This window comes from Candidatus Limnocylindrales bacterium, from assembly GCA_035571835.1.
Classification (GTDB): Bacteria; Desulfobacterota; Binatia; order UBA1149; family CAITLU01; genus DATNBU01.
Genome location: DATNBU010000037.1, coordinates 72055 through 96111 on the forward strand (window position 1 = coordinate 72055; position 24057 = coordinate 96111).

A 24057-nucleotide genomic window follows, 5' to 3' on the forward strand; every position below is an offset into this window, starting at 1 on the left:
TCAGTCCGTAAGAAACTTCACGATCAGGATCGCGAGCGTGATCGGCACCGTGAGCAGCAGGATGATTCCGGCGACGACCATGACGACGAAGACTGCGTCCTTCTTGCGCGCCTCCTTTGGAGCCTTGTCGTAACGCTGGAGAAGCTCGAGGTTTCGGCGGTTCGCCTTGAACACGACGTCGAACAGGTCGCCGAGCACCGGCACCGCGCCGACCATTGCGTCGATAGCGAGATTGGCGAGCATGCGCGTGATCACGGACCTCGACGCGCCTCGTTGCTGCGCGAGCCAGACGAGCGACAAGCTGCTCGCCGTCGTCAGCAGGTCTCCGATGCCCGGAACGAGGCCGACGATCGCGTCGAAGCCCACCCGGAAGCCCGTCCCGGGAATCACGTAGCCGTCGTCCAGGAACAGCACGAGACGCTCCGCCCAGTCCGGGATGGGTTCGCCCTGCCGGGTGCGCAGCGGATCACTTCGGTCCATGGCCGCTTCTTCGCACGTTTCGCGCAGGGTCAAAATCAGGGACAGACACCGATTTCCGGAAATCGGTGTCTGTCCCCGATTTTCGCGCTCATCCGGGTTGCTTTCGGCGGATGTCAGGCAACTGAACGGTTGCGCATCGGCAGACGGCCGCGCTAGACATATGCAACCTGGAGGTTGCCAATGACGAAGCACGACGAAACGCCGGACAGCATTCAGAAGAAAATCACGCTGCGTGCACCACGAAGCCGCGTGTGGCGCGCGATCAGTGATGCGAAGGAATTCGGAACCTGGTTCGGGGTCGAGTTCGAGGGGCCGTTCGTCGCAGGCAAAGCCCTCAAGGGCCGGATCGTTCCGACCAAAGTCGACCCGGAAGTCGCGAAGCTGCAGGAGCCGCACACCGGTTTGCCGTTCGACTGGACCGTCGAAGCCATCGAGCCGGAGCAATGGATTTCGTTTCGCTGGCATCCGTTCGGGATCGACAAGGCCCGTGACTACTCGCACGAGCCGAAAACACTGATCGTCTTCGAGCTCGAGGATTCGGAGGACGGGACGGTCCTGACGATTACGGAATCCGGCTTCCGCAGCATTCCGCTCGATCGGCGCGCACAGGCGTTCGCTGCGAACGACGGCGGCTGGGAGCACCAGACGAGGCTCCTCGAAAAGTACCTGGCACTGCATGCCGCGTAGCGCGCCGACTCGAAGCGTTGCGCAGGCAGCGCCGGTCTTCGCCGCGCTCGGCGACGAAACCCGCCTGCGCGTGGTTGCGCGCCTGTGCGAGGAAGGTCCGCTGTCGATCTCGAAGCTGACCGAAGGCGTCGACGTCACGCGGCAGGCCGTAACGAAGCACCTTCAGGTCCTCGAAAGCGCGGGGCTGGTCAAAAGCGCACGCGACGGCCGCGAAAACGTCTACGAGCTGCAGCCGCGCCGCCTCGCGAAGGCGCAGCAGCTTCTCGCCCTGATCTCCGAGGAATGGGACGGCACACTCGAACGGCTGCGCGCGTTCGTCGAGGACCGGTAGGCGCATCCGCGAGCGCAGCGACGTGTTGCGGCCCAATGCCGGTGCTGCAGCACGACCGCGGCGTTGCGGCAGGACAACGTCGCAGGACGCTCAGATCCCGAATCGCGAAAGCGCGGCTGCTACGCGCTCGCGAACGGCCGCGTCGGTGAATGGAAACGACCGGAAGAACGCCTCACCGACATTCGCGTCGCTGCGAGCGTGCACGTTGGCCGCCCATGCTTCAGCGCGAGTGCGGTCGCCGGCAAGCGAATGGCACGCAACCGCGATGACCGCGATCAGGACATGCGCGCCTGGCGATCGAGCGGCCCGCTCGCCCCAGGCCGCCGCTTCGGCTTCGTCGCCGCAAACCACGTGCGATAGCGCACGCGTCGCAGCCATTGCGTAGTACAGCGGGTCGAGCGGGCTCAGCGACATCGCCGTGTCGGCGTCCTCGCGTCCTTCCGGCCCGCGACCCGACAACGCGTGCGTCCACGCGCGAGCGTAAACCGCCTGCGCATAATTTGGACTGATTGCCGTCGCGCGCTCGACCCAGGAAAATCCCGCGTCGAGCTGCCCGTCGAGCCAGAAGCTTCGCCCCATCGTGAGGTTCGCGAACGGATCGAACGGATCCAGCTCGACGCTGCGCTCGGCATGGCGGTGCGCAAGCGCGACTTCGCCGTCGTGATCGGCCGAGTAGCGCAGAAACGCATTCTGGAAGTGCACGAACGAGAGTCCCGCATGTGCGCGCGAAAATTGCGGATCCTCGCGGGCCGCGCGCTCGAACAACCGCCCGGCTTCGGCGTTGTCGGCGCGATTGAAACGGAACATGTGCTGCAGGCCCAGGTGGTAAGCCGACCATGCGTCGAGATTCTCCGGTGCGATAAGGCGTGCGGCCCGGGCTTCGTTGAGCGGAATCTGCAGCTCGAGGGCGGCGACGACGCGCGCAAGAATCATCGAGCGCGTGTCGTGCAGGTCGGCGAGCCCGGATACGAAGCGGTCGGCCCACACTACGCCCGAGTCCCGCGTGTCGGTGAGCTGAACCGTCACCACGAGCTTCGCACCGCCGAGCTCGACCGTCCCCGACAGGCAGTAGCGGACGCCGAGAAGCATGCCGATCTCCGCGGGGTCGGGAGCCGGTGAACGGAAGCGGAACGATGATCCTCTGGCGATGACGAAGATCCAGCGCATGCGCGACAGCTCGGCGATCATTTCGTCGGCAAGACCGTCGGCGATGGCCGCGTACGGGCCGGCGTCACCGATCAGCCGAAACGGCAGAACCGCGATCGACGGCTTGGCGGTCTCCGGCGCGGGCGCTTCGACCGCTTCGATTGCGGCAGCCGCCGCCTCACGAACCTCGGCAACGAAACGGAATCCCTGTCCGTGAATCGTGCGGATGAAGCGCTGGGCCTTGCCGTCGTCGCCGAGCGCGCGGCGCGCGGACTTCACACGGCTGTCGAGCGCAGAGTCCGACACGATGCGGCCGTCCCAGACCTTCTCGATGATCTCGTCGCGAGTCACGAGACGGTCGCGATTCTCGACAAGGAGCAGGAGGAGCGCGAAGACCTGCGGCTCGACCGCGACGGTGTTCCCGTCGCGGCGAAGCTCGACCTTCGTGCGGTCGAGCTCGAATGCGTCGAACAGATAGATCATCCGCTGCAGCCGCCGGCGGTCATGCGGCGCGCTCCCGAAATTCTCCAGATTCTCTCCATCGGATCTTCCAGCGCGTCGCTCCTGGCCGCCGTATGTTCTTTCCCGTGCTCGCCGGATGGTCCGGCGACCAAACCGCAAGGGAGCAGAGCATGCCACTGGTCACAATCGATGTAATCAAGAACGTTTTCACGCCCGGCCAGAAAAAGGAGCTCGTCGAGAAGGTCACCGAAGCGATGATCAGCGTGGAAGGTGAGGGCATGCGGCCGGTCACCTGGGTCCGGATCAACGAATTCGAGCAGGGCGACTGGGCCATCGGCGGCAAATCCCTGAAGGCAGCCGACGTGCACGCGCTGACAGCCGGAAAAGCAGCCTAGCACGCCATTGGCGGGCTGCAGGAAGACCGGTGAGGCCGGCGGCCGGCCTCACCGGTCCGGAATCTCCAGATGTTCTCCACGAAGTCTCCAAGCGCGTGCGTCCGCCACCCCGTACAACAGCCGCTCGGGAGGAACCTGCATGACACGTCTTGCGCAAAAGCTTCGCCCTGCGATCGGGATCCTCGCCACGCTCGCGGTCGGCATCGCAGCTACGCTCACCACGGTCACCACGGTTCACGCTCACCGCGCCGCGCTCAAGCGATGCAATGCGGATGCGGTGATTGCCGGCACCGTGTGCGTGGATCTCTACGAAGCGAGCGTCTGGCGCGTGCCCGATCCGACCACCGCAAACACGCTGCTCGTGCGGTCGATTCAGCGAGGTGAGGCGACCCGCGCCGATCTCGTCGCAGCCGGCGCCGTCGAGCTCGGCACGGCAGGAGATGACTACGGTGACTGCCGTGACGACGGACAGCAATGTGCCGACGACATCTACGCCGTAAGCCTTCCGTCGGAGATCCCGTCCGCGCAGATCACGTGGTTCCAGGCGGGCGAGGCATGCGCGAACTCCGGCAAACGATTGCCGACGAGCGCGGAGTGGCAGGTCGCCGCCGACGGCACGCCGGATCCGGGTCCGGACGACGGCGTGCTCGACTGCAACAGCACGAGCGGCACGAGGACGCGTGGAGGCGAGCGCGCGGCCTGCGTTTCGGCGCGCGGAGCGTTCGACATGGTCGGAAACGTGGCGGAGTGGACCGCAGACTGGGCGCCCGCGTCCACCACCTGTCCGACGTGGGGCAGCTTCAGCAACGACGAGATGTGCCTGGCCGGCGCCAGCGAGGACAAGACCGGTCCGGGCGTCGTGATCCGCGGCGGCTGGTTCTCGAGCGGCGCTCTGGCCGGTCCGCTCGCGGTCTTCGGCGCTGCGCAGCCGTACCACTCGAGCGGCAACCTCGGATTCCGCTGCGTGCGATGACGCTTTCGAAAGATCGCGTAGAGACGTTGCCGCTTCGCCGCGCGCTCACCGGTCGAGAGCGGAGAGCTCGCGCACCAGCTCGAAGCTGCGATGCCGCCGCGCTGCGAAGTCGTCCGCGGTCCACTGGAACGCAGCAATGGGCTCGAGCGTGCGCGGGTCTTCGAACGTGTATCGGTGCGGATCGCGCGCGACGGCGGAGCGCACCGATTCGAGGAACTCGCCGGCGCGCGTACACGGGTCGGCGTCGGAAGCGGCAACCGCCGCCCCGGCCGGACAATGCTCTGCGCGAAGGCGTTCGAGCGTTGTCAGATAGCGCAGGTCGTCGACGCCTTCGCGCGCGAGCTCCCACTGGATGACCGGGACCGGCCTTCCGTCCGAGCCGAGAAACCCTTCGCGAACGTCGAGAGGCCCCTCGGCGCGCTTGGCATCCATGTTGACCGGAAAGCGCTTGGGCGTCATCGGATACGTCCACGCCGTCATTCCGTCGAGGCGGTTCGCCCACGGGTAGTACCCGAAGAAAAACCGGCTGAACGACGTTCCGTTGCCGGTCAGCGTCGAGTTCGCGTACATCGCAGTGTGCGCACCGGCGCGTCGTGCTTTCTCGTAAACGCCCGGCGTGAAGCGCTTGAATGCGACCAGCCAGTAGTCGAGGTTCCCCGCGCCGACCGCGGCGGTCTCCGGCGTACACGTCATTGCAGTCGTCCCGCCGCCTTGCTTGACGGCCGCGAGGAGCTCGGTGGCGATGCGCTGCCGCAGATCCGGTGCATCGTGACGATCGACGCCGAGCGCGTAGTTGGGCTCTTCGATCGGATCGAGGATCAGGCCGGGAAGGCCGGCTTCGGCCGCGCGACGTCCGTAGACAGAAGCGATTTCGCGCGCGAGCGGCACGGCGACGGAGCGGTCGTAGTGCCGATACGTCGACGAGCGTCCGAGCTTGTTGGTGCTGAGCAGGTTGACCGGTGCGTAGATGAGCGGGCGCGGGAATCCGTAGCGCGCATAGAGGCGAATCGCTTCGTCAAGATCGGGAAGCACCAGGCGGCCGTCGTCGCGACGCACGACGCGCCCCGACCACAGGCTGAGCGTGGTCATGCCGTGCTCGCGCACGTCGCGAAAGATGATGTCGGCGTGGTCGAGGATCTGCTCTGCACGGCGTCCGCGCGCATGCGGGAAGTTGCGCAGCACGGGCAGGCTGAGCGGGCCGAGCAGCAGCGGGGCTTCGTCGAGCGTCCCGGCAAGCACGTCCACTTCGATCGGAACGCTGTCCGCATGCTGCGAGTCACTGGCAGTGACGGTGCCGCGATACAGGCCGCCCGCCTGCCGATCCGGCACGTGCACCGTGAGCCAGTACGGTCTCGTCGTCGCCGCTGTCGCGCGGATCGCAACGGCCGGTTCGAGCGTCTTCGGAACCACGCCGAAGCGGTTGTGCACCCGGATCGAAAGCGGAAGCGCGTAGAATCGTTCCATCCGGATGTCGACAGACGAGGCCGCCAGGACGTGCCCGTCCGCATCATGCAGATCGGATACTCGGATGGTCAGCGCGTCGAGATCGTGAAGCGCCCGGACGCCGATCTGCGCGGCTTCGTACTGGTTCCAGGCCGCCTCGAGACGGATACGAGCGGGACGCCCGGCGGCGTCGGCGATCGACGACGGAAGCACTCGCTCCAGGATCGAGCGCGTGAACACATAGAAGCCTCGATCCATGTCGGCGGCCGTGACCGACGAGTCCTCGTGCGGCAACTTGCCGGCGGGCTCGAGCCAGCGGTTGCGCTGGTCGGCGATTTTCAGCACCCGTCGATAAACGTTGCGCGTGACGGTGACCGGACCGAGGTCGACGACCATCACCGCAACGACAGCCGCAAGGACCAGCACGGTAAGGACGACGAGCCGCCGAAGAACCATGGGGACGGACAGTAGAGACATCGCAGTGAGATTTCGCCTTCGACATCGGTGGTTCACGCTATCCGCCGTGGCCGTGGCACTTTGCGTCGGCATCGTTGCAGCTGACGTCTGCATCGCCGACGCGCCGCCGGCTTGGATGCGGCGCGGTGACGAGGTCGAGGCTCTCAGCCGCCAGTACGATTCGCGGCTGCAGAGCTTCTACGACGAGCTATCGGCGACCGTGAAGACCCGCGCTCCCGACCTGTACGCCAGGCTGAAAGAGGCTCCGCCGGCGCCGTCGGTCTACGGCTATGGCTTGCTTCCCCACGTTCTTCCACCGGCGGCGACTGCGCCGGCAACGCCGGTGCCGGCCCGATCGCTCCGCTACAGCTGGCCGTGGACACAGCAGAAGATCGCGGACGCGACAAAGAATCTCGACGCTCTACGTACAGATCTCGAGCACGCCGGTTCTCTGCGCGGGAAGGAGCAACGCGAGGCACTCGCACGAATCGCCGATCGCTATCCCGACCTCACCGCTGCGCAGCGCAATATCGGTGAGCACATACGCTACAACCGCGAGTGGCAGTCCGAAATTGCGCTTCGCAGAGCGGCATACGACCGCGCGACCCGCTTCCACGATCTCGTTGTCGAGCGGCAGCAGATCGCCGATGCGCTTGCGACCGGCGACGACGCTGCGTTTGCGCGCGCGACGGCAACGCTTGCCGGAATCGACCGTTCGCAGCCTCGTTCGCGGATCGAGCGGGTTCTGCGCGAGCGCGCATCCGCCGACACGAAAGAGATCCAGCAGGAGCTCGATCGCATCGCCATTCCGGCGTACGTGCACGTGAGTCACCAGCGACACCGCTCGACCGTTCAGGTGCGCATGTACACCGACATCGACGACGCCGGTTTCCTTGCGGAGTTCCGGCACGCGGTCGAGGACATCTGGCATCTGCGGGCCGGCGGCGAAGAGTTCCGCGTCGAGCTGGTGCTCGTGCCCGTCAACGTCGAGCACCTGTATCGCGCCCAGGCCGGGTGCGAGCGCAGCACCGAGAAGCGCTGCACTCCGCCGCAGCGGGGCGACCATATCGACCTTGCGGCGCATGCTGCGCTGTTTCCGACCGGCGGTGCGCGGCTGACGACGGGCGCCGGCACGACCCACGCGGAGCAGGGCACGATCTTCCTCGGCCCCGGCGACATCGACCGGCACGTCCTGGCCCACGAATTCGGTCATATCCTCGGACTTCGCGACGAATACTTCCGCGGCTACCGCGATCTCGGAGCCGACGGTTTCGAAGTGATGGAGATCGTCGCCGACCCCGTGCATCTGATGGGAAACCCCGGCAGCGGCACCGTGACCCGCCGCTACTACGAACGGCTTCTCGCCGCACGCGCGAATTGAGCGTGCATTCCGATACGGTGCTCCGAGCGCGCACCGGCGAGTTTGCCGGACGCGCGACTTCGATAGAGTGCCGCCAATGAATCCTCAGCGCACCGTTCTCCGCGGCGGCCACGTGATCACGATGGACGATACGATCGGTGACCTGCCGGTCGGCGACGTACTGATCGAAGACCGCTCGATCGCGGCCATCGGGCCTTCGATCGACGCGGCCGACGCGATCGTCGTCGATGCGCGCGGTGCCGTCGTGATGCCGGGCCTCGTCGATACCCACCGTCATACGTGGCAGACGCAGATGCGCGGCATCTGCGCGGACTGGACGCTGAACGATTATTTCCTCGGCATGCGTCTCGCGATCTCCCCGGCTTACACTGCCGAAGACGTCTACATCGGAAACTACCTCGGTGCCGTCGAAGCACTCCGGTCGGGCGTGACGACCATTCTCGACTTCTCGCACTGCAACAACACGCCCGACCATGCCGACGCGGCGGTCAGAGGCCTGCAGGATGCGGGAATTCGCGCGCTCCATTGTTACGGCTTTTTTGCACCGAGCCGTGGCACGACGGATTTTCCGACTCACGAAACGAGGCTTGCCGACTTCGAGCGCGTGCTTCGCCGCTACGGCACCAGCGACGGCCTCGTCACGATCGGCTCTGCGCTTACGGAAGTTGCAACGATCCCGTGGGCCGCGACAGTCATGGAAGTGGAAGCGACACGCCGCCTCGACGCGCGGATGGTGCTTCACACGGGCTGTCAGTGGGGTTCGGTGATGACGATGGGCGTCAGGGAAATGGATGCGCACGGACTGCTGGCCGGCGATCAGGTCCACGTCCACTGCAACACGCTCGACGAATCCGAGTGGAAGATGCTCGCGAGAGCAGGCGCGCGGGTTTCGATCTCACCGGAGACCGAGCTGAACATGGGAATGGGCCGGCCGATGGTCGCAGAGTGCCTGCGGCACCGAATTCATCCGACGCTCAGCTGCGACATCATCTCGCTGAACTCCGGAGACCTGTTCACGCAAATGCGGCTTGCGATCGCTACCGCGCGATTCGGCGACAACGACACGATCCATCGCTCCGGCGCGATGCCGGAAAAGCTCAGCGTCACATCGAAGGAAGCTCTTCGCTGGGCGACTCTCTACGGCGCGGAGGCGTGCGGTCTCGACGACCGCATCGGTTCGCTTCGGCCCGGAAAACAGGCCGACATCATCGTTCTCGGCGGTGCGGATTCGATGGCGTTCCGGCCGTGCGTCGAGCCTGCCGGGAGCGTCGTGTTCCAGGCGACGGCACACGACGTGCGCGATGTCTTCGTTGCGGGCAAAGCCGTCAAGAAGGATGGAGTGCTCCTCGGTGTCGACGTGCCGGCGTTGATGGGGCGCGCCGAGGAATCGGCTGCACGAATTCTTGCTGGCATTCGCCGGTCGACGCCGGACTTTCCGTCGCGGGCCGGGCAGCGCGCGTCGTACGACGCGTTCGAAAAACTGGCGAAGCAGAATCTTGCCGGCGCCTGGCCGCCGGCCTGAACGGTCGAGCCGAGGTTATTCTTCGGGCTCGACGCGGGCCGCGCGCATCGCTGCGCGGCGCTGGTTGCGCTTTCGATTGCGCTCGATGGCCTGACAGTCCTCGAGATAGAAGCGCTCCACTTTCTGGCGAGCCCATTCGGTCCTGCGCAGGAATTTCAGGCTCGACGCGATGCTCGGATTCTCCGAGAAACATCGGATGCTGAAGCGCTGCGCGAGGCCCGTCCAGCCGTGGCGCTCGACGAGCTCTTCCATGATCGTCTTCAGGCTGATCCCGTGCAGCGGATTGTTGGGCTGAGTTTCGTCCATCGAGGTATCGCTCCGGGCATGTTGCCCGGAGCGACCGTCTCGCTCCAGCGACCCGCCTTATCCGGTCGCGCGTACGCTCAGTATTGAATCCCGGCGCCGATGCAGTGCCTCTTCTTGAATTTGTCGCTGACGTCGCCGCCGTCGGCGGGATTGATCCACGGCAAGTGGTAATCCTTGACGAGTTCCTTCTGTGCATCGCTCACGAACGCCAGCGCCTCGCGGAATCGGACGACCGCGGCCTTGGCCTTGTCATCCTTGAACTCGTATTCGCAGTCGATCAGCAGCGTGGTGTTGTGCGCGCGGTAGAACAGCAGGTCCGCCCAGCAGGTGCTCTCGAGATCTTCGGGATGGCACAGGATCGTTTCGTGCCCCGTCGTCCACGGCTTCATCGGCGTCTCCGAGTCCAGGAACGTTTTCGAGATGAAGTCGAACAACCCGTCAAAGCTTTGCTTCAGCGTATCGGAGATCACGGCCTTGTCGGTCGCGTTGTGCGGCGGCGGCACCCTCAGGATGAACGGCACCGGTCTGTTCTGGATCATCCAGTGCAGCGAAGCGTGGTCGCAGGAATGCACCACCGCTGCGTTGTGAATGATCGTGGCCAGCACTTTGGCGAGCGTATCCAGTGATTTCTCCCGCCCGGCGTCGTCGAAGTTGAACTCCGACCACTCTGGAAAACCCGGAAGCCAGCCGGAGATCTGCGCAGCCCAGCTCTGGATCTCGATCCAGTCCGCCGCGGTGGCTTTGTCCGGCAGCAGCTCGACGATCTCGCGCACGAATTCGTAGATCGGCGCGTAGCAGGTCTTCATGTAGTCGCCGTACACGGACGGAAGGTCCGGCGGGCCGACCGTGAAGCTGTAGGGCGGATACGAAGCATTGTCGCCGCTCCAGTAGTAACGCCAGCCGTACCAGCCGAGAGAAAGAAGCCTTCGCACTTCGCGTTTTTCCGCCGCGAATGGGCTGTACGGATACGTTCCGTTGCGGCTGATCAGCGACTTTTCACCTTCCAGCACGGCGTTGTTGACCGGAAGCGTGAGAAAGAAATGCGGCATCAGCAGCTGGTGCACGAGATGTCGCGTCGGCAGTGCGGTCTTGGTGATCGCGTTGACCACGTCGCACGGGAAATGGACCTTGCCGTGGTCGATCAGGTTGATGCGATGAATGGCGCCCTGCAGGACGAAGTACTTCGCGAGGCGCCATGCATCGGTATTCGCGGGTTTCAGCGGTGCGTCGATGTACTCGTAGTCGTTGCCGTCCCAGTACCGCAGGTCGATGGCGACGACCTCGAACTTGCGCGACGCGGTCTGTTTCATCAGCACGACCGTCGGTGCGACGTAGTTCTCCGCGTCGCGGGTCTTCCTGATCGCCGCCATGCACGAGTAGTCGGACTTCCAGTAGTCCGCGCCCGGGTCTTCCTGGAGGATGGCCGCGAAGCGTGCGCGGTCCTGCGCGTCGAGGGTATGGCAGAGAAACTTGCTGTAGAGCCCTTCGGTCATCAGCTCCAGGAACATGGCGTCCGGCACTTCCGCATATCCGTGGCCGCCGCTTTCGGCCCACCGCCTGCGTCTCCAGATCCGCGCCTCGCCGAGCTCGAGCATGAAACCTTCGCTGCGGTAGTAGCTGCGGACGTGCTTGTCCCACTCGATGGTTTCCTGCTCCGGGATGTCGAGGATCTCCGGCACCTGGCCGAAAGGATGGTCGCGGGCGATCTGCGGACACGGGCCATTGTGCCCGTACAGAAAATCGCCCGGATCGTAGCCGGCGAGGCTCAGGTGCTGTTGTGTGAGGTATTCGAGAAAGCTTGCGTATCCGTCACCGGGCATTGGGTAGTCCTCCCTGGAGCGTACGGCCTGGAAAATGCGGCCGGGAAAGTGCCGCGATGCTACCCACCTGCCGGATTGATTTAAGTCGTGAGGAACGAAATTGTGTCGTTTTTATAGAGGAGGAGTGGCTTGCCTCACTGCGACCCGTGCCTGCGTGAGTATCCTGCGGGATCCCGCTTCTGCATAGAATGCGGAAGCCCGCTGCTCGACACTCGCTCGCCCGCTTCGCCGTCTTCCGTTTCCTCTGCAAGATTCATTAGTTCCCCGACTCAGCCGGTCGTTGCCGAAGCGCCCGAAGCGTACGGCCTCGGGTCCGGCCGCAGCATCGAGCGCCGTCATCTGACGGTTCTGTTCTGCGACCTCGTCGATTCGACGCGGTTGTCCGCGCGGGTCGATCCCGAGGATTGGCACCAGGCGATGGGGCTTTTCCGGTACACGGCCCGGGCCGCTATCACCCGCTACTCAGGTTACGTGGCGCAGTTTCAGGGCGATGGCGTCATCGCCTACTTCGGATTTCCCGTCGCCTATGAGGATGGCCCGTCGCGCGCGGTGCGCGCGGGTCTCGCGATCGTCGAGGGTCTCAAGGCGCTGCGTGACCGGACGGCGGGTCTCGGGGTCGGGTCGCTTGCCGTTCGTGTCGGAATTCACACGGGTCTGACCGTCGTCGAGAAAATCGAGCACGAGCTGCACCGCGAGACCACGGCGATCGGAACGCCGGCCAACGTCGCCGCGCGCATCCAGGCAGTGGCCGCGCCGAATGGCATCGTCATCAGCGACGCGGTTCGCAGGCTTACGGCGGGCGAGTTCGTCACTGCGGATCTCGGCGTCTTCGAGCTGAGAGGCGTCGACAACCCGCCGCGGGTGTATTCGGTGACCGCTCCGAGCGGAGTGCGCAGCCGGCTGAAAGCTGCCGAGAAGCTCACGCCGTTCGTCGGACGTGATCGCGAGGTCGGTCTGCTGCGCGAGCATTGGGAAAGCATCGAGGACGGCGGCGGCCGTGCGGTCCTCGTCGTCGGCGAGGCAGGGATCGGAAAGTCCCGTCTCGTGCTGACGTTCCAGCAGCAGCTCGCCGATCAGCCCCACACCTGGCTCGAATGCCGCGCGATGGATTACACCAAGCACGCCGCGTTCGAGCCGATCATGGAGCTGATCCGGCAAGGTCTCGAGCTCTCCGAGAACGACGGCCGCGAGGAGAAGCAGGCCAAGATCCGGCGCAGGGCTGCGCGCGACGGCATGGACGCTGATGAGCTCTATGCAAACGTCGCGCCGCTGGTCGGGCTCGCGAGCGAGACGGCAACCGGAAACGTCGACCCCGAAGCACGCGCGCGCACGATCCAGACGTTCGTGAACTGGACACTCACGCTGGCGCGTACCCAGCCGGTCGTACTGCTCGTCGAAGACCTGCACTGGTGCGATCCGTCCACCATCGAGTTCCTGCAGCGCCTGCTGGAGCAGGATCCGGATTCCCGCATCCTCGTGCTGATGACGGCGCGTCCGGATTTCGAGTCGCCGTGGTCGCCGTACTCCGACGTCGCGCTGATCACACTCGAGCGCCTGCCGAAGGATACGTCGCGCGAGCTCGTTCGCCTTGCGCATCAGGACGCACTGACGAGCGAAGCAACCGAAGCGATCATCGAGCGCGCCGACGGTATCCCGTTGTACGTCGAAGAGCTGGCGAAGATGATCGTCGAGATGGTCCAGCGGGAAGCGGATGGTTCCGCCGGCTCCGCATCCGACGGTGCGACAGCGACTCGTCGTGCGCCGGTCATTCCCGACACACTGCAGGACCTGCTGATGGCACGCCTCGATCTGCTCGGAGTGGCCAAGAAAACGGCGCAGCTCGCGGCGGTGATCGGACGCGAGATTCCGCTTTCGCTGCTCGAGCGCGTGAGCCTCATGTCGGAGCCCGCGCTGCAGGCATCCATCGAGCGCCTGATCCGGGCGGGAATCCTGTTCACTCACGAGCTGCCGTCGCAGCGCATCCTGATTTTCAAGCATGCGCTGATTCAGGATGCTGCCTACCAGTCGCTTCTTCGCGCGGAGCGGCGCCTGTACCACGACAGGATCGCCGGCGAGCTGGTCCGGAACTTTCCGGAGGTCGTGTCCACGCGGCCCGAGATCATCGCACGGCACTACACGGAAGCGCGCAGGCCGATCGAAGCCGTCGACTACTGGACGAGAGCAGGGAAACGCGCGCTCGAGAGCTCAGCTACCGTGGAAGCCATTGCATACGCGGAGGCCGGTCTTGCGATCGTCGGAACGATTGCCAGGGAGCCTGTCAGGCTCTCGTCAGAGCTCAACCTGCAGCTCGTCCTCGGCCCCGCGCTGATGGCGAGCCGTGGATATGCCGATCCGTCGATGGAGAGGGCGTATGGGCGCGCGCGTGAGCTGTGCCGCCAGCTCGGAGATCCGCCCGCACTGTTTCCCGTGATGTTCGGCCTGTGGACCATCCATTGCGTGCGGGCCCGTCACGAGGAAGCGGCCGCGATCGCCCGCGACATGACTGCGCTTGCCGAACGCGATCACAACGACTCGCTGCTGCTCGAAGCGGACGTCACGGCCGGGATCACCCATTTCTACGTCGGCGAGCTCGAGCAGAGCCGCCGCCGGCTCGAGCGCGCTCTCGCGCTCTTCGATCCCGAGCGCGACGCGGAGCATTGCCTCATCTTCGGCCAGGATCCCCGCGCTGCGGCGCTCGCGCATCTGATGCTCGCCCGCTGGACGCTGGGCGATGTCGACGGCGCAAAGTCGGCCGCTGCCGATGCCATCGCGCTGGCCCGCGAGATCACTCATCCATTCAGCATCGGCTACGCGCTGTCGTTTGCCGCGTGGCTGCAGCGCCTGCGTGGTGACGCCGATCGTTGCCTCGCCCTTGCGAGAGACGGGATCGAGGTTTCCGGCAAGCGTACACTCGCGGTGTTCCTCGCGATCAGCGAGATCCTAGAAGGGTCCGCGACGGTCTCGCTCGGCAATCACACCGGCGGACGGGAACGCCTCGAAGCCGGCTTCGAACGCTTCACGGCCACCGCGAGCACGCTGATCATGCCGTTCTGGCACTGCCTGCGAGCCCAGGCCTGTGGCGACGCTGGTCGCAACGAGGAAGGGCTCGTGGAAATCGGCCGCGCCATCGCTCTCGTCGAGAACACCGGCGAACGGCAGTGCGAGGCCGAAGCGTTCCGCATTCGTGCGCTTCTTCGCAAAGCGGCCGGCATCCGCTCCGAAGAAGTCGAAGCGGATCTGCGACACGCGATCGCCGTCGCCGCGTCGCAGGGCGCGTTGTCCTGGCAGCTGCGAGCCACGATCGATCTCGCAGGATTGCTGTCGCAGTCCGCGCGCCGCCACGAGGCGCTTTCGCTTCTGCTGCGCGTGCGTGCGGATTTCGCCGGCGGATTGGGCGAACCCGACATTCGGACGTGCGATGCTCTGATCGCAGAGCTGAGTCGCGTGCAGGAGATTTCGCCGTCCATGACCCGCCGACTTGCGGCAACGAGGCAGCCGCGGCTGCTTGCCAAGCCGCGGCCATCGATCTGAACCGACTCCCACCGATGACGTGGTCCGGATGAACGTACGGCGCTGGCTGCGATCTGCGGTGTACGACGCTGCAGTCGCAGCGATGACGGCGGATTGGTACGGAGCGGTGCTCGAGCGGCTGCCTCGCGGTTCTCGCCTGCTCGATGTCGGCATCGGCACCGGCACGGCGCTGCTGTCGCATGCTGCCGTCATCGAGGACGAGCAGCTCGAGATCACGGGGATCGACATCGACGCTGCCTACATCGACCGATGTCGCGACGCGGTCCGGGATCGCGGCCTCGAACGCCGCGTCGACGCGCGGCTCGAATCGGTCTTCGATCACGACGGCGGGCCGTACGACGCGGTGTATTTCAGCGGCAGCTTCATGCTGCTCGACGATCCGCCCGCAGCGCTTCGCCACGTGGCTTCGCTCCTCGTCGACGGCGGCCGTGTCTACTTCACGCAGACGTTCGAGCACCGGCGCGCAAGGATCGTCGAGGCCGTCAAACCTCTTCTGCGTTTCGTCACCACGATCGATTTCGGAAACGTCACGTACGAAGTGGATTTCCGGCGAGCCCTGGAGCATGGCGGCCTGTCGATCCTCGATCTGGTGGTCCTTCACGCAGGTTCGCGGCGTTCGTCCATGCTCGCTGTCGCAAAGCGGAACGCCGCAGCCTGAGCGTTTACGGGATTCCGGTGTAGGCCCCCGGCTCCCAGAACCCGTCGCCGTCGGGATCGTCGTCCACAAACGGCTGCAGCGCAGAGGAGAACGGCGCTGCGCCGAGATCATTGCCGTTGAACAGATTGGCCCACATCGGCGTGTGGCCGATCGCGTAGTTCACGATCGTCGGTGACGGAACGTCGGCATCGGAGACGACCACCTCGTCGTCGTTCTCGATGCGCGCGTCGGCAAAGACGAACTTGCCGTCGGCGTTGCAGCATAGCGCGAATCCCTGAAGCGCAGCTCCGGGCGGCGCGGTCGCGGGCCCGACCTTGAGGCCGTCGGCCGTGTGCGCACGGAAGCGGATGCGGACTTCGTCGGGTCCCTCCGCGGCGGGCTCGAGCGATGCGGATTCGTAGATCGGACCGGAATACGCGAACGGCGCAATTTCTCCGGCGTACGTGGTTCCAAGCGCCGCATCGCCGAGACGCCGTCCGTAGACGTCGAACTCCTTCGGATGGATTCCGCCGACGAGGTCGATCGACGTCATCAGCGCCGTCAGCGGAAAGGCGAGCGTGCGGAAGAACATCGAATGCTGCTGCGCCTGCCAGTCGTCGAGGCGATTGTTGGACGGTAGTGTCCTGACGCGCGTCGCGAGCCAGCGAAGGCCGGTGCCCGACGGCAGCTCGTTATACACGAACGGCAGGTCGGGCTGGCCGAGGTTTGAACGCCACGCGCGCATCATCGCGGGGAAGAGATGCGCGTATTCGCCTGGTGCGCGCTTGTCGAAGCCTTTTTCGCCCTGCCACCAGACGACGCCGCGCAGTGCGAGCCCTTCGCGCGGCTCGCCCGTCTCGACCGGCCGTTCCAGAGGCCGGATCGATTCGTCGTAGTACAGACAGCGGTTGACCGGCTCTCCGCCGCAGCCGGTGAACAGCGATTGCACGACGGGATCCGGATCACTGGCGACTTCGGACGGCAGCCAGTGTCCGAGCGCGGTATCGGGAACCGCGCGATTGACGAGACCGATCGGAATGTCGAGGAAGTCGGACAGCTCGGCGCCGAAGTAGAACGCCGGTCCCGACGGTCGCTGGCCCCAATGCATTACCGTGATCGCACGGACTTGCGGATAGAGCTCGGCGTCGCCGTCGCGCGGACCGTGCAGAACCATGTTCGACTGGCCGCTGAGCAGCCAGACGTCGCCGACCAGCACGTCCGCGAGCACGACGGACGCCGAGCTCTCTCCGTTCTCGAAGAATCGCACCTCGTACGGCCCACCGACCGGAAGGTTGTCGAAACGTACGACCCATCCACCGGCGCTGCTCGACGCGGTCGTGCGCGACTGCAGCAGCCCGGACACCGGCGAAACGAAATCGGCGCGAATTGCGACGCTGGGCGTTGCCGTACCCCAGACCGGCACGACTTTGCCGCGCTGCAGGACCATGCCGCTTTCAAAAAGATAGGGACGGTTGCCGGATTCGGTACGGAAGCTGATTTCCGCGCGGCCGTTCGCAGGCAGGACGACGAGCAGCGCAATCGTCGCTGCCAGAGTGATCGCTGCAAGCATCGGACGCGTGATCAATCGAGGCTGCACGCACCCCAGCTTTCATCGCTCTCGTATTTCCGGCTGGTGCCGCAGGAGCTTTCGTCATCCAGCTTCGGCATGGCACAAGAGACGACATCGCCGAAGTACGGGATGACTTCCGGACGGGGATTGAGCATGTTTCCGGACACATCCGAATTGACGAGCCTTATCAGCCCACCTCTGCACGGATCGTTCCCGTGCAGTCGCCATCCGGCGTGCACGCCGAACTCGTCGGCGCCGCTGATGCTCGAATTTTGGAGCACCAGTTTCCGGCCAACATAGACACCGGTGCGGCCTCCTTCGATCTGGCAGTTCTCGAGCTGAACATTGTTGCCATCGATACTGACGCCGTTCTCCTGGAATGAAACGTCGGTGACGTCGATCCTCCGGATACTGCGGATCCCCGTCCCAGCGTCGTGAATGGATCCCGGTCCGACGACAGAGCATTTACCGTCGCACGCAACGGCTTCACCGGGAACATTGAGAATCGAGAATCCGCGCAGCTCCAGCGTGGCCGGTCCCTTGAGGCGGATCGCGAAATCGCTTGTTGGGCAGTCAAGATCTGCTTCCAGATACGCATCCCCGTCGATGGTCATATCGCACGCGGTGACCGGCTGTGCGGCCTGTGACGCTGCGGCAAACATCGAGAAGACGGCTGCGAGAACGGTCCTGACGCCGGGATGGTTCAGAGCGATATTCATGCGATCTCCTTCGCGCAATGCGCGGATCGTGCTGGAAGCCGCCTACCACTATCAGCGCGCAGTGCTTGAAGAAAGGCCCTGTTTCGGCGCCGATTCTCCATCCGTGGCCGGTCCTGTTATGACGTTACGGTTCCCCGGCTGACAGACCCGAATGAAAGACAGCATTGCGTGTTACAGCGGCAGCGATCGCGACTGGCACCGCGAGATCCTCGAGCGATGTCCGTCGCTGCGCGCGGATTTCGAACCGTCGTGGTCGATCCGCAGCGCGCACGTTCAGAACCTCCTGACCGTCGTGCGCGGCGAGGTCGCACCGGCGCTTCGCTGGGATCTCGAAGAACGTCTGTCGATGCCGGACGGCGGAACCGTCTCGATTCAGTGGCTGGGGCTTGCCGCGCCGGAAGAGACTCCAGTGCTGGTCGTGCTCCATACGATCACCGGCAGCGGCGACGATCTTCGACGTTTCATTGCGGCGGTTCGTGCACGGCTCGGCTGGGTTGTCGCCGCCTGCAACCGGCGAGGTCACGCCGGGCTCGAGCTCACGTCTGCGCAGATCAACACGATGGGTGCGACCGACGATCTTCGCCGCCAGCTCCTCGCGATCGAGTCGCGCCGCAGCAAGGCCGCGCTATACGGCGTCGGAGTGTCCGCGGGATCGGGGCTGATCGTGCGCTATCTCGGGGAAGAAGGAGAGCGCTCGCGCCTTCGTGCGGCCGTCGCGCTCTGTCCCGCGTACGATATCCGGTACGCGTTCGATCACGCGCACCCCGGATACAACTGGTATCTGACTCGCAAGATCGTCCGGTTCTTCCTGCATCGAAACAAGGAAGTGCTCGGCGGCATCGAAGGCTACGACCATTGTGCTGCGGCGACCACGATGACCGAGTTCCACGATCGCCTGTATCCTCTGGCGGGTTTCGACAGTCGCGAAGCGTACTATCTCGGCTCCAATCCGATGGAGGTCGCGCGCGACGTCGCCGTGCCGGTGCTCGTGATCAACGCTGCGGATGATCCGGTGTGCGTCGAACGCAACGTTCTTCGCCACCTGGCGGAGATGCAGCAGCTGCCGCGCATGACGTTGGCCGTCACGCGCCACGGCGGCCATTGCGGTTTTTTCGAGACGCTGAGAGGGGCGGACTCCTGGGCCGATCGCGCGATTGCCGAGTATCTGGATGCCGTCCACCAACTCTCTGGCGGATAGGCTCGACGCTGGGCAGCGCGCGTCGAAGCGATCTCTGCCGTCAGGAGGGGTCGGCGCAGGCTCGCGTTTCCCGGCGATGAGAGCCGGCGCCAATTTCTTCGCGGCGATGAAAGAATCTCGCCAGTCCCCAGGAAAAATCACCTCGGATATCCAGTCGCAGCGCGGTTGGCTCCTGTTTTGCTTGAACAGGATTGCGGACCAATGCGCCCGCCTGCGCAAGAGGCTCGTGCGATCTCGAAATCGGGAGGACGGAACTGATGAACCTGCTGCGCGAAGGCTCCGTTGCGAAACTCACAGGAATCTCGCTACCGGTGCTCCTGGTCAGCTTCGGCCTTGTGTCGCTGCCTGCATCGGCGGCCGAGCTGCTGGACGGGAAATCGATCCCTCAATTTGTCGACCCGCTCCCAACACTCGACGTCATCGCCGGGCAGAGCCAGATCGAGCTTCGCATGGCCGAGTTCGAAGCCCAGGTGCTGCCGACGGGAATGCCGAAGAGCTGGGTGTGGGGATATCTTCAGCCGGGTCAGGAGACGCGGGCCTCGTATCTCGGTCCGGTTGTCGTTGCCGAGCGAGGCGAGCCCCTCGAGATCACGTGGGTCAACGATCTCGGCGATACCGCGAGCAGCAATCTTGCGGCGTGGCTGAATGCCAGCGACCAGACCATTCATTGGGCGGATCCGTACCACAACGAGAGAAATGAATGCGCCGAGGCGGTCGAGCCGGACAACGTCCCGACGGGCGAATGCGCGCAGAACTACAGCGGACCGATACCGGCGGTTCCGCATCTGCACGGCGGCGAAGTGCCATCTGTTCTCGACGGCGGTCCCAATGCATGGTTCACGAGTGACGGCGCATGGAAAGGGCCGGCCTTTTACAGCAGCGACGGTATCGCGGCGACGAACCATGCCCGATATCGCTATCCCAACGTCCAGGAGGCGGCGCCGCTATGGTTTCACGATCACGCGCTCGGCCTTACCCGTCTCAATGTCTACGCGGGACTGGCCGGCGCATACCTGCTGACCGATCCGGCCAATCCGCCGCCTGCCAATCTTCCTGCACCGATCCCCCTGGTCATCCAGGACCGCATGTTCGACGCGGACGGCCAGCTCTTCTTCCCGGCCGGTGCACCGTACATTCCGAACCCGTCCCATCCGTTCTGGGTTCCGGAGTTCCTTGGCGACACGATCGCCGTCAATGGAAAGGTGTGGCCGTATCTCGAGGTCGAGGCCAGGCGTTATCGGTTCCTGTTCCTGAACGGTTCCAATGCGCGAGGGTATGAGATGTTTCTCACCGAGCGCGGCGGAAAGTCGGCCGGACCTGCACTCTGGCAGATCGGCACGGACGGCGGATATCTCGATGCGCCGGTCAGGATCGGTTCGAACAGGCACGGCGGAAAGCTGCAACGGCTGGTCATGCTGCCGGGAGAGCGTGCCGATGTGATCATTGATTTTTCCGGAGTCACACCGGGAACCCGCCTGCTTCTTCGCAACATCGCGAAGGCACCGTATCCGGACGGCGAAGCGCCGAACGGTGCGACGACCGGGCGGATCATGGAATTCCGCGTTACCGCGGCGACGAGCCCGGATACGAGCTACGACCCCGTCGCCGGCACGCCGCTGCGAACGCCGATGGTGCGACTCGTAAATCCCGACAAAGGAACGCTGGCAGCTGCCGTCCAGCAGACTCGCCAGCTCACACTCAACGAAGTTCTCAACGACTCATCGGCAGTCGCCGGCGTCAGTTATCCGGGCGGGCCGCTCGAAGTGCTGATCAACAACACGGAGCTTCCCGGAACCGACCGGCCGGACTTCGTACCGATCAGCGTGGGCGGCGTGACGACGTATTACTCCGAGCTGCCGCACGAGGGCGAGACCGAGGTCTGGGAGATCGTCAACATGACCGCCGATGCTCATCCGATTCATCTTCATCTGGTGCAGTTTCAACTCATGAACCGGCAGTCGTTCGACGGCCGGAAGTACGACGCGGCCTACACCGGCGCGTTCCCCGGCAGCGTGTATGTGGCCGGATTCGGTCCGCCGCTTGATTATGCGACCGGCAACCCGCGCGCGCTCGGCGGCAATCCGGACATTACGCCGTTTCTGAAAGGGCCCGTGCGCCCGCCGGCGGCGAACGAAGCCGGCTGGAAGGACACGGTTGTCGCGTATCCGGGCCAGGTCACGCGCTTCGTCGTGCGCTGGGCACCGACGGATCTTCCCTCGGAGACGCCACCGGCCGAAGCGTCGTATCCGTTCACTCCGGACGGAGGTCACGGCTACGTGTGGCACTGTCACATCATCGACCACGAGGACAACGAAATGATGCGGCCGACGAGCGTGATCGCGAATCCGGCTGTGCGGACGTACGTCGAGGGCGTCGATTATTAGCCGACGATGCCGCGGCTTGCGGGCCTCCTTCGCTGCCGAAAAGCTGACGCGCCGGCTCGCAATCTTTCCCAGCATCGCGACTCCCGGTCCGACGCCTCTGCATCCGTGCGAAAGCCTCGACGGATCTCAACGGGAATTTCTCCGGCACGCCTGTTGCTTTGGTGGTCGCGGGAACCACGATGCGAAGCAGGCACGATACTCGAAGCGGAACACCGGTGGCGCTTCAGTACTCGACAGCCGCACTCCTCCCCTGGCTGTTCTGTTTCGTCTTCGTGGGGCCCCTCCCCTTGTCGTTGCTGTGCGAGGCCAATGCTTCGAGTCTCGTGGCACCGGCGTCCGGCGCGGCAGACGCGGCGACTGCCGGTGCAACCACGGCGGAGCCACTTTCTCCGCTCGGAGCCCAATTCAGCAATCCCGCCGGCCTTGCCGGTTTTACCGAGCGTACGATGGGAACCGGGCTCGGCCTTGCATACGGCCGCGGCGAAGTGACCTCCGAAGCCATTGGCTACAACGCGAGCAACGAAGTGCTGGTCCCGTTCCTCGACTCGTTCCTCATCGTACCGATGGATCGCTGGACGTTCGGAATCGGGACGATGGGAACATCCGGTGCGCGTTTCGACTACGGGCCGCGTCCGAAAGCAGGAATAGACGACGGATTCTTTTCCGAGACCGGCGTGATCGGGCTGCCGATCAGCGCCGGCTACCGGGCAATGGACAAGCTCTGGCTCGGCGCCGAGCTCATCGTGCTCTACGGTTCGACCCATCTCCGTTATTCGCAGGAGGTCGCGGAATTCCCCGGTGAGTCGACGCCGTTCCACTACAGCGTCGAAGGCTTCGGCGTGCAGGGGATGTTCGGCGTTACGTGGAAGCCGACCGATTCGTGGTCGATTGGTCTCGCCGCAAAACCGCCCGGCCGCGTCTGGGCGAGCGGCGACAGCAAGCTCGGATCGGGAAAGCAGGACGTCGATCTCGAGCTCGAGATTCCGGCGGAAGTTGCGCTTGGAATCACCAGATCGCTCTTCGAGCGATGGAGGGTTTCGTACTCGCTGCGCTTCACCGATACGAGCGTGTTCGAGACGTCGTGGATACGATACCAGGAGACGCCGTCGGCCAACCATTCATTCCTGGGTGCTGCGCAGGACGAATGGCGGCACGCGATCGGTCTCGAGTACGCATGGTCGGAGCGACTCGAGCTGCTTGCGGGATTTGCCAAGGCCAACTCGATCGTCGGAAGAAAGGGCGTCAGCCCCATGAGCTACGACTGCAAGGATTTTCGCCTCAACACGGGCCTGCACTGGACGGGCGACGCGTGGACCCTCGACGGCAGCTTCGGCTACATTTTCTCCGGCACTCGCAACATCAGCGAGGACGACGCGAAGATCTTTCCGGGGAAATTCGAGTCAAAACCGGCCTACCTGCTGTCGATCACGGTGTCGAAAAAATTCTGACCGGCATGCGTGACGCAATGGTGTCATCTCGCGCTTCCGAGGCACTCCCCAGTGGGATCGTTTCTCGTCACGACAGCCGTGCGTTGACGAAAAAAACAACGTCGACGTCAACAGGAACGTACGGTCGACGAGAGCACAGGTGCGAACAAGACAAGGGGGATCGAGGTCTACCGATGATCCGCAAACTGAAAGACGGCCAGTACAGGCTCTATTCGCGAAAGCTCGATCCGAAAACGAAGAAGCGCCGCAACCTCGGAACGTTCAAGAGTCGAGCGGCTGCCGAGAAGCACGAACGCGCCGTACAGTTCTACAAGCACGGCGGCTGAGCCGGCAGCTCCAGTTGCATCTGCGCATGCCCCGGCCGGGCGATGGGAACCTGCGCGGCTCCCGGCAAACATCGCTTCGAACAGGAGGGGCTAAGGCGTCGTCAGCTCCGCCACGGTCTGTCCTTTCGAGAACAGCTTCAGGCGCTTGCCATCGAGAAGGAAGGAATCGCACGCGGTCAATGCATCGAGGACGGCGCTCTCGACGCTGCGGTTGGGCTCGCCGCACATGGCGTGGGTGCTCGACAGGTTACGGAATCGCAGCGTCGCCTGGACCATGCTGATGTCGAAGGCCGCCGACATGCTGTTGCACATCGTGTTGCCGATCATGCGCCCGCTTTCGCGGCTGAGCAGAAGGCTCGCGTTTCTTGGAGACTGAGGCATCGGCCCGTCGAATCCGTTCGCACTGGCGAAGATCCATTGCTTGCCGAGTGGAGTGTTCGGCCCTGCATCCGTCAGGGCATTCGCGGCAGGACCGGACGATGTGACGGGCGATGCGATGCCCGCCGGGATCGCCGGCCTGGACGGACCGCCGGCCGCATCCATGCGCATTTCCGCCAGCGTCAGCGGGCCGGATTCGGTTGAAGCGGTTGGTGCAGCAGCGGAAGCGGTTGGTGCAGCAGCGGACGCGGTTCGTGAAGGAGCCGAGGCGCTGCAGCCTGCGAGCAGGACCGTCAACATCGCAAGCGTGCCCGCAAGCCTCAGTGTGAAGTTCGACATCATGCGGGCACGGGTGCCGATCGCAGGGCGCTTTTGCAAGTCGATCGCTGCGAACGAACAGCCGACCCGTCCTGGTGAGCCGCAATCGCCGGGAATCCTGCGCTTCAGAGGTTTTTTCGACAACC

At 64.6% G+C, this 24057-nt stretch carries 20 protein-coding genes; 12 read left to right on the forward strand and 8 right to left on the reverse strand.

Features of this window, described 5'->3' with window-relative positions; translation table 11 throughout:
• Positions 1-480 carry a DUF4112 domain-containing protein gene (locus tag VN634_16155; GenBank protein HXC52416.1) on the reverse strand — a complete coding sequence of 160 codons (480 nt, stop codon included), beginning with the start codon at positions 478-480 and terminating at the stop codon, positions 1-3.
• 180 nt (positions 481-660) lie between these two features.
• Between VN634_16155 and VN634_16160 the strand changes: the two genes are divergently transcribed.
• Both VN634_16160 and VN634_16165 read left to right on the forward strand, forming a co-directional pair.
• Positions 661-1167: an SRPBCC family protein gene (locus VN634_16160; GenBank protein ID HXC52417.1), complete on the forward strand. Its 507-nt coding sequence runs from the start codon at positions 661-663 to the stop codon at positions 1165-1167.
• Positions 1157-1498, forward strand: a complete 342-nt coding sequence (locus tag VN634_16165; GenBank protein HXC52418.1) for a metalloregulator ArsR/SmtB family transcription factor — start codon at positions 1157-1159, stop codon at positions 1496-1498. The genes VN634_16160 and VN634_16165 overlap by 11 nt, the downstream gene beginning before the upstream one ends.
• Positions 1499-1588: 90 nt before the next feature.
• Here the strand turns inward: VN634_16165 and VN634_16170 are convergent, their stop codons facing one another.
• Complete coding sequence (locus VN634_16170) at positions 1589-3127, reverse strand: winged helix-turn-helix domain-containing protein (GenBank protein HXC52419.1); 1539 nt, start codon at positions 3125-3127, stop codon at positions 1589-1591.
• Between the two features lie 149 nt (positions 3128-3276).
• Here VN634_16170 and VN634_16175 point away from each other — a divergent pair, with 149 nt between their 5' ends.
• Positions 3277-3501, forward strand: coding sequence for a tautomerase family protein (locus VN634_16175; protein ID HXC52420.1), 225 nt, complete (start codon positions 3277-3279; stop codon positions 3499-3501).
• Positions 3502-3640: 139 nt separating this feature from the next.
• The gene (locus VN634_16180) at positions 3641-4474 is read left to right on the forward strand and encodes an SUMF1/EgtB/PvdO family nonheme iron enzyme (GenBank protein HXC52421.1); all 834 of its coding nucleotides are present in this window, start codon (positions 3641-3643) and stop codon (positions 4472-4474) included.
• Between the two features lie 45 nt (positions 4475-4519).
• On the opposite strand, the gene VN634_16185 is transcribed toward VN634_16180, so the two are convergent.
• Positions 4520-6394 (reverse strand): glycoside hydrolase domain-containing protein, encoded by a 1875-nt coding sequence (locus VN634_16185; protein HXC52422.1) that lies wholly within the window; start codon positions 6392-6394, stop codon positions 4520-4522.
• A gap of 46 nt (positions 6395-6440) precedes the next feature.
• On the opposite strand from VN634_16185, the gene VN634_16190 reads away from it, so the two are divergent.
• Together VN634_16190 and VN634_16195 are read left to right on the forward strand one after the other, a co-directional pair.
• Complete coding sequence (locus tag VN634_16190; protein ID HXC52423.1) at positions 6441-7754, forward strand: hypothetical protein; 1314 nt, start codon at positions 6441-6443, stop codon at positions 7752-7754.
• A gap of 76 nt (positions 7755-7830) precedes the next feature.
• Complete coding sequence (locus VN634_16195) at positions 7831-9276, forward strand: amidohydrolase family protein (protein HXC52424.1); 1446 nt, start codon at positions 7831-7833, stop codon at positions 9274-9276.
• Between the two features lie 15 nt (positions 9277-9291).
• Here the strand turns inward: VN634_16195 and VN634_16200 are convergent, their stop codons facing one another.
• Complete coding sequence (locus VN634_16200; protein HXC52425.1) at positions 9292-9582, reverse strand: VF530 family protein; 291 nt, start codon at positions 9580-9582, stop codon at positions 9292-9294.
• Positions 9583-9659: 77 nt separating this feature from the next.
• Positions 9660-11402, reverse strand: coding sequence for a lipoxygenase family protein (locus tag VN634_16205; protein HXC52426.1), 1743 nt, complete (start codon positions 11400-11402; stop codon positions 9660-9662).
• Between the two features lie 129 nt (positions 11403-11531).
• Between VN634_16205 and VN634_16210 the strand changes: the two genes are divergently transcribed.
• Together VN634_16210 and VN634_16215 are read left to right on the forward strand one after the other, a co-directional pair.
• Complete coding sequence (locus VN634_16210) at positions 11532-14933, forward strand: AAA family ATPase (GenBank protein HXC52427.1); 3402 nt, start codon at positions 11532-11534, stop codon at positions 14931-14933.
• Positions 14934-14961: 28 nt separating this feature from the next.
• On the forward strand, positions 14962-15591 hold the full coding sequence (locus VN634_16215) for a class I SAM-dependent methyltransferase (protein HXC52428.1): 630 nt from the start codon (positions 14962-14964) through the stop codon (positions 15589-15591).
• A 4-nt stretch (positions 15592-15595) separates the two neighbouring features.
• On the opposite strand, the gene VN634_16220 is transcribed toward VN634_16215, so the two are convergent.
• Entirely contained in the window at positions 15596-17167 is a 1572-nt protein-coding gene (locus VN634_16220; protein HXC52429.1) for a sialate O-acetylesterase, read from the reverse strand.
• Positions 17152-17859 carry a hypothetical protein gene (locus tag VN634_16225; protein HXC52430.1) on the reverse strand — a complete coding sequence of 236 codons (708 nt, stop codon included), beginning with the start codon at positions 17857-17859 and terminating at the stop codon, positions 17152-17154. Before VN634_16225 ends, VN634_16220 begins: the two co-directional genes overlap by 16 nt.
• Positions 17860-18010: 151 nt before the next feature.
• Here VN634_16225 and VN634_16230 point away from each other — a divergent pair, with 151 nt between their 5' ends.
• From VN634_16230 to VN634_16245, 4 genes are all read left to right on the forward strand, one after another.
• Positions 18011-19057, forward strand: a complete 1047-nt coding sequence (locus tag VN634_16230) for an alpha/beta fold hydrolase (protein HXC52431.1) — start codon at positions 18011-18013, stop codon at positions 19055-19057.
• A gap of 257 nt (positions 19058-19314) precedes the next feature.
• Entirely contained in the window at positions 19315-21441 is a 2127-nt protein-coding gene (locus VN634_16235; protein ID HXC52432.1) for a multicopper oxidase, read from the forward strand.
• Between the two features lie 323 nt (positions 21442-21764).
• Positions 21765-22889 (forward strand): outer membrane protein transport protein, encoded by a 1125-nt coding sequence (locus tag VN634_16240; GenBank protein HXC52433.1) that lies wholly within the window; start codon positions 21765-21767, stop codon positions 22887-22889.
• Between the two features lie 173 nt (positions 22890-23062).
• On the forward strand, positions 23063-23215 hold the full coding sequence (locus tag VN634_16245; GenBank protein ID HXC52434.1) for a hypothetical protein: 153 nt from the start codon (positions 23063-23065) through the stop codon (positions 23213-23215).
• 90 nt (positions 23216-23305) lie between these two features.
• Here the strand turns inward: VN634_16245 and VN634_16250 are convergent, their stop codons facing one another.
• Positions 23306-23935 carry an META domain-containing protein gene (locus VN634_16250; protein HXC52435.1) on the reverse strand — a complete coding sequence of 210 codons (630 nt, stop codon included), beginning with the start codon at positions 23933-23935 and terminating at the stop codon, positions 23306-23308.
• Positions 23936-24057 lie beyond the last annotated feature (122 nt).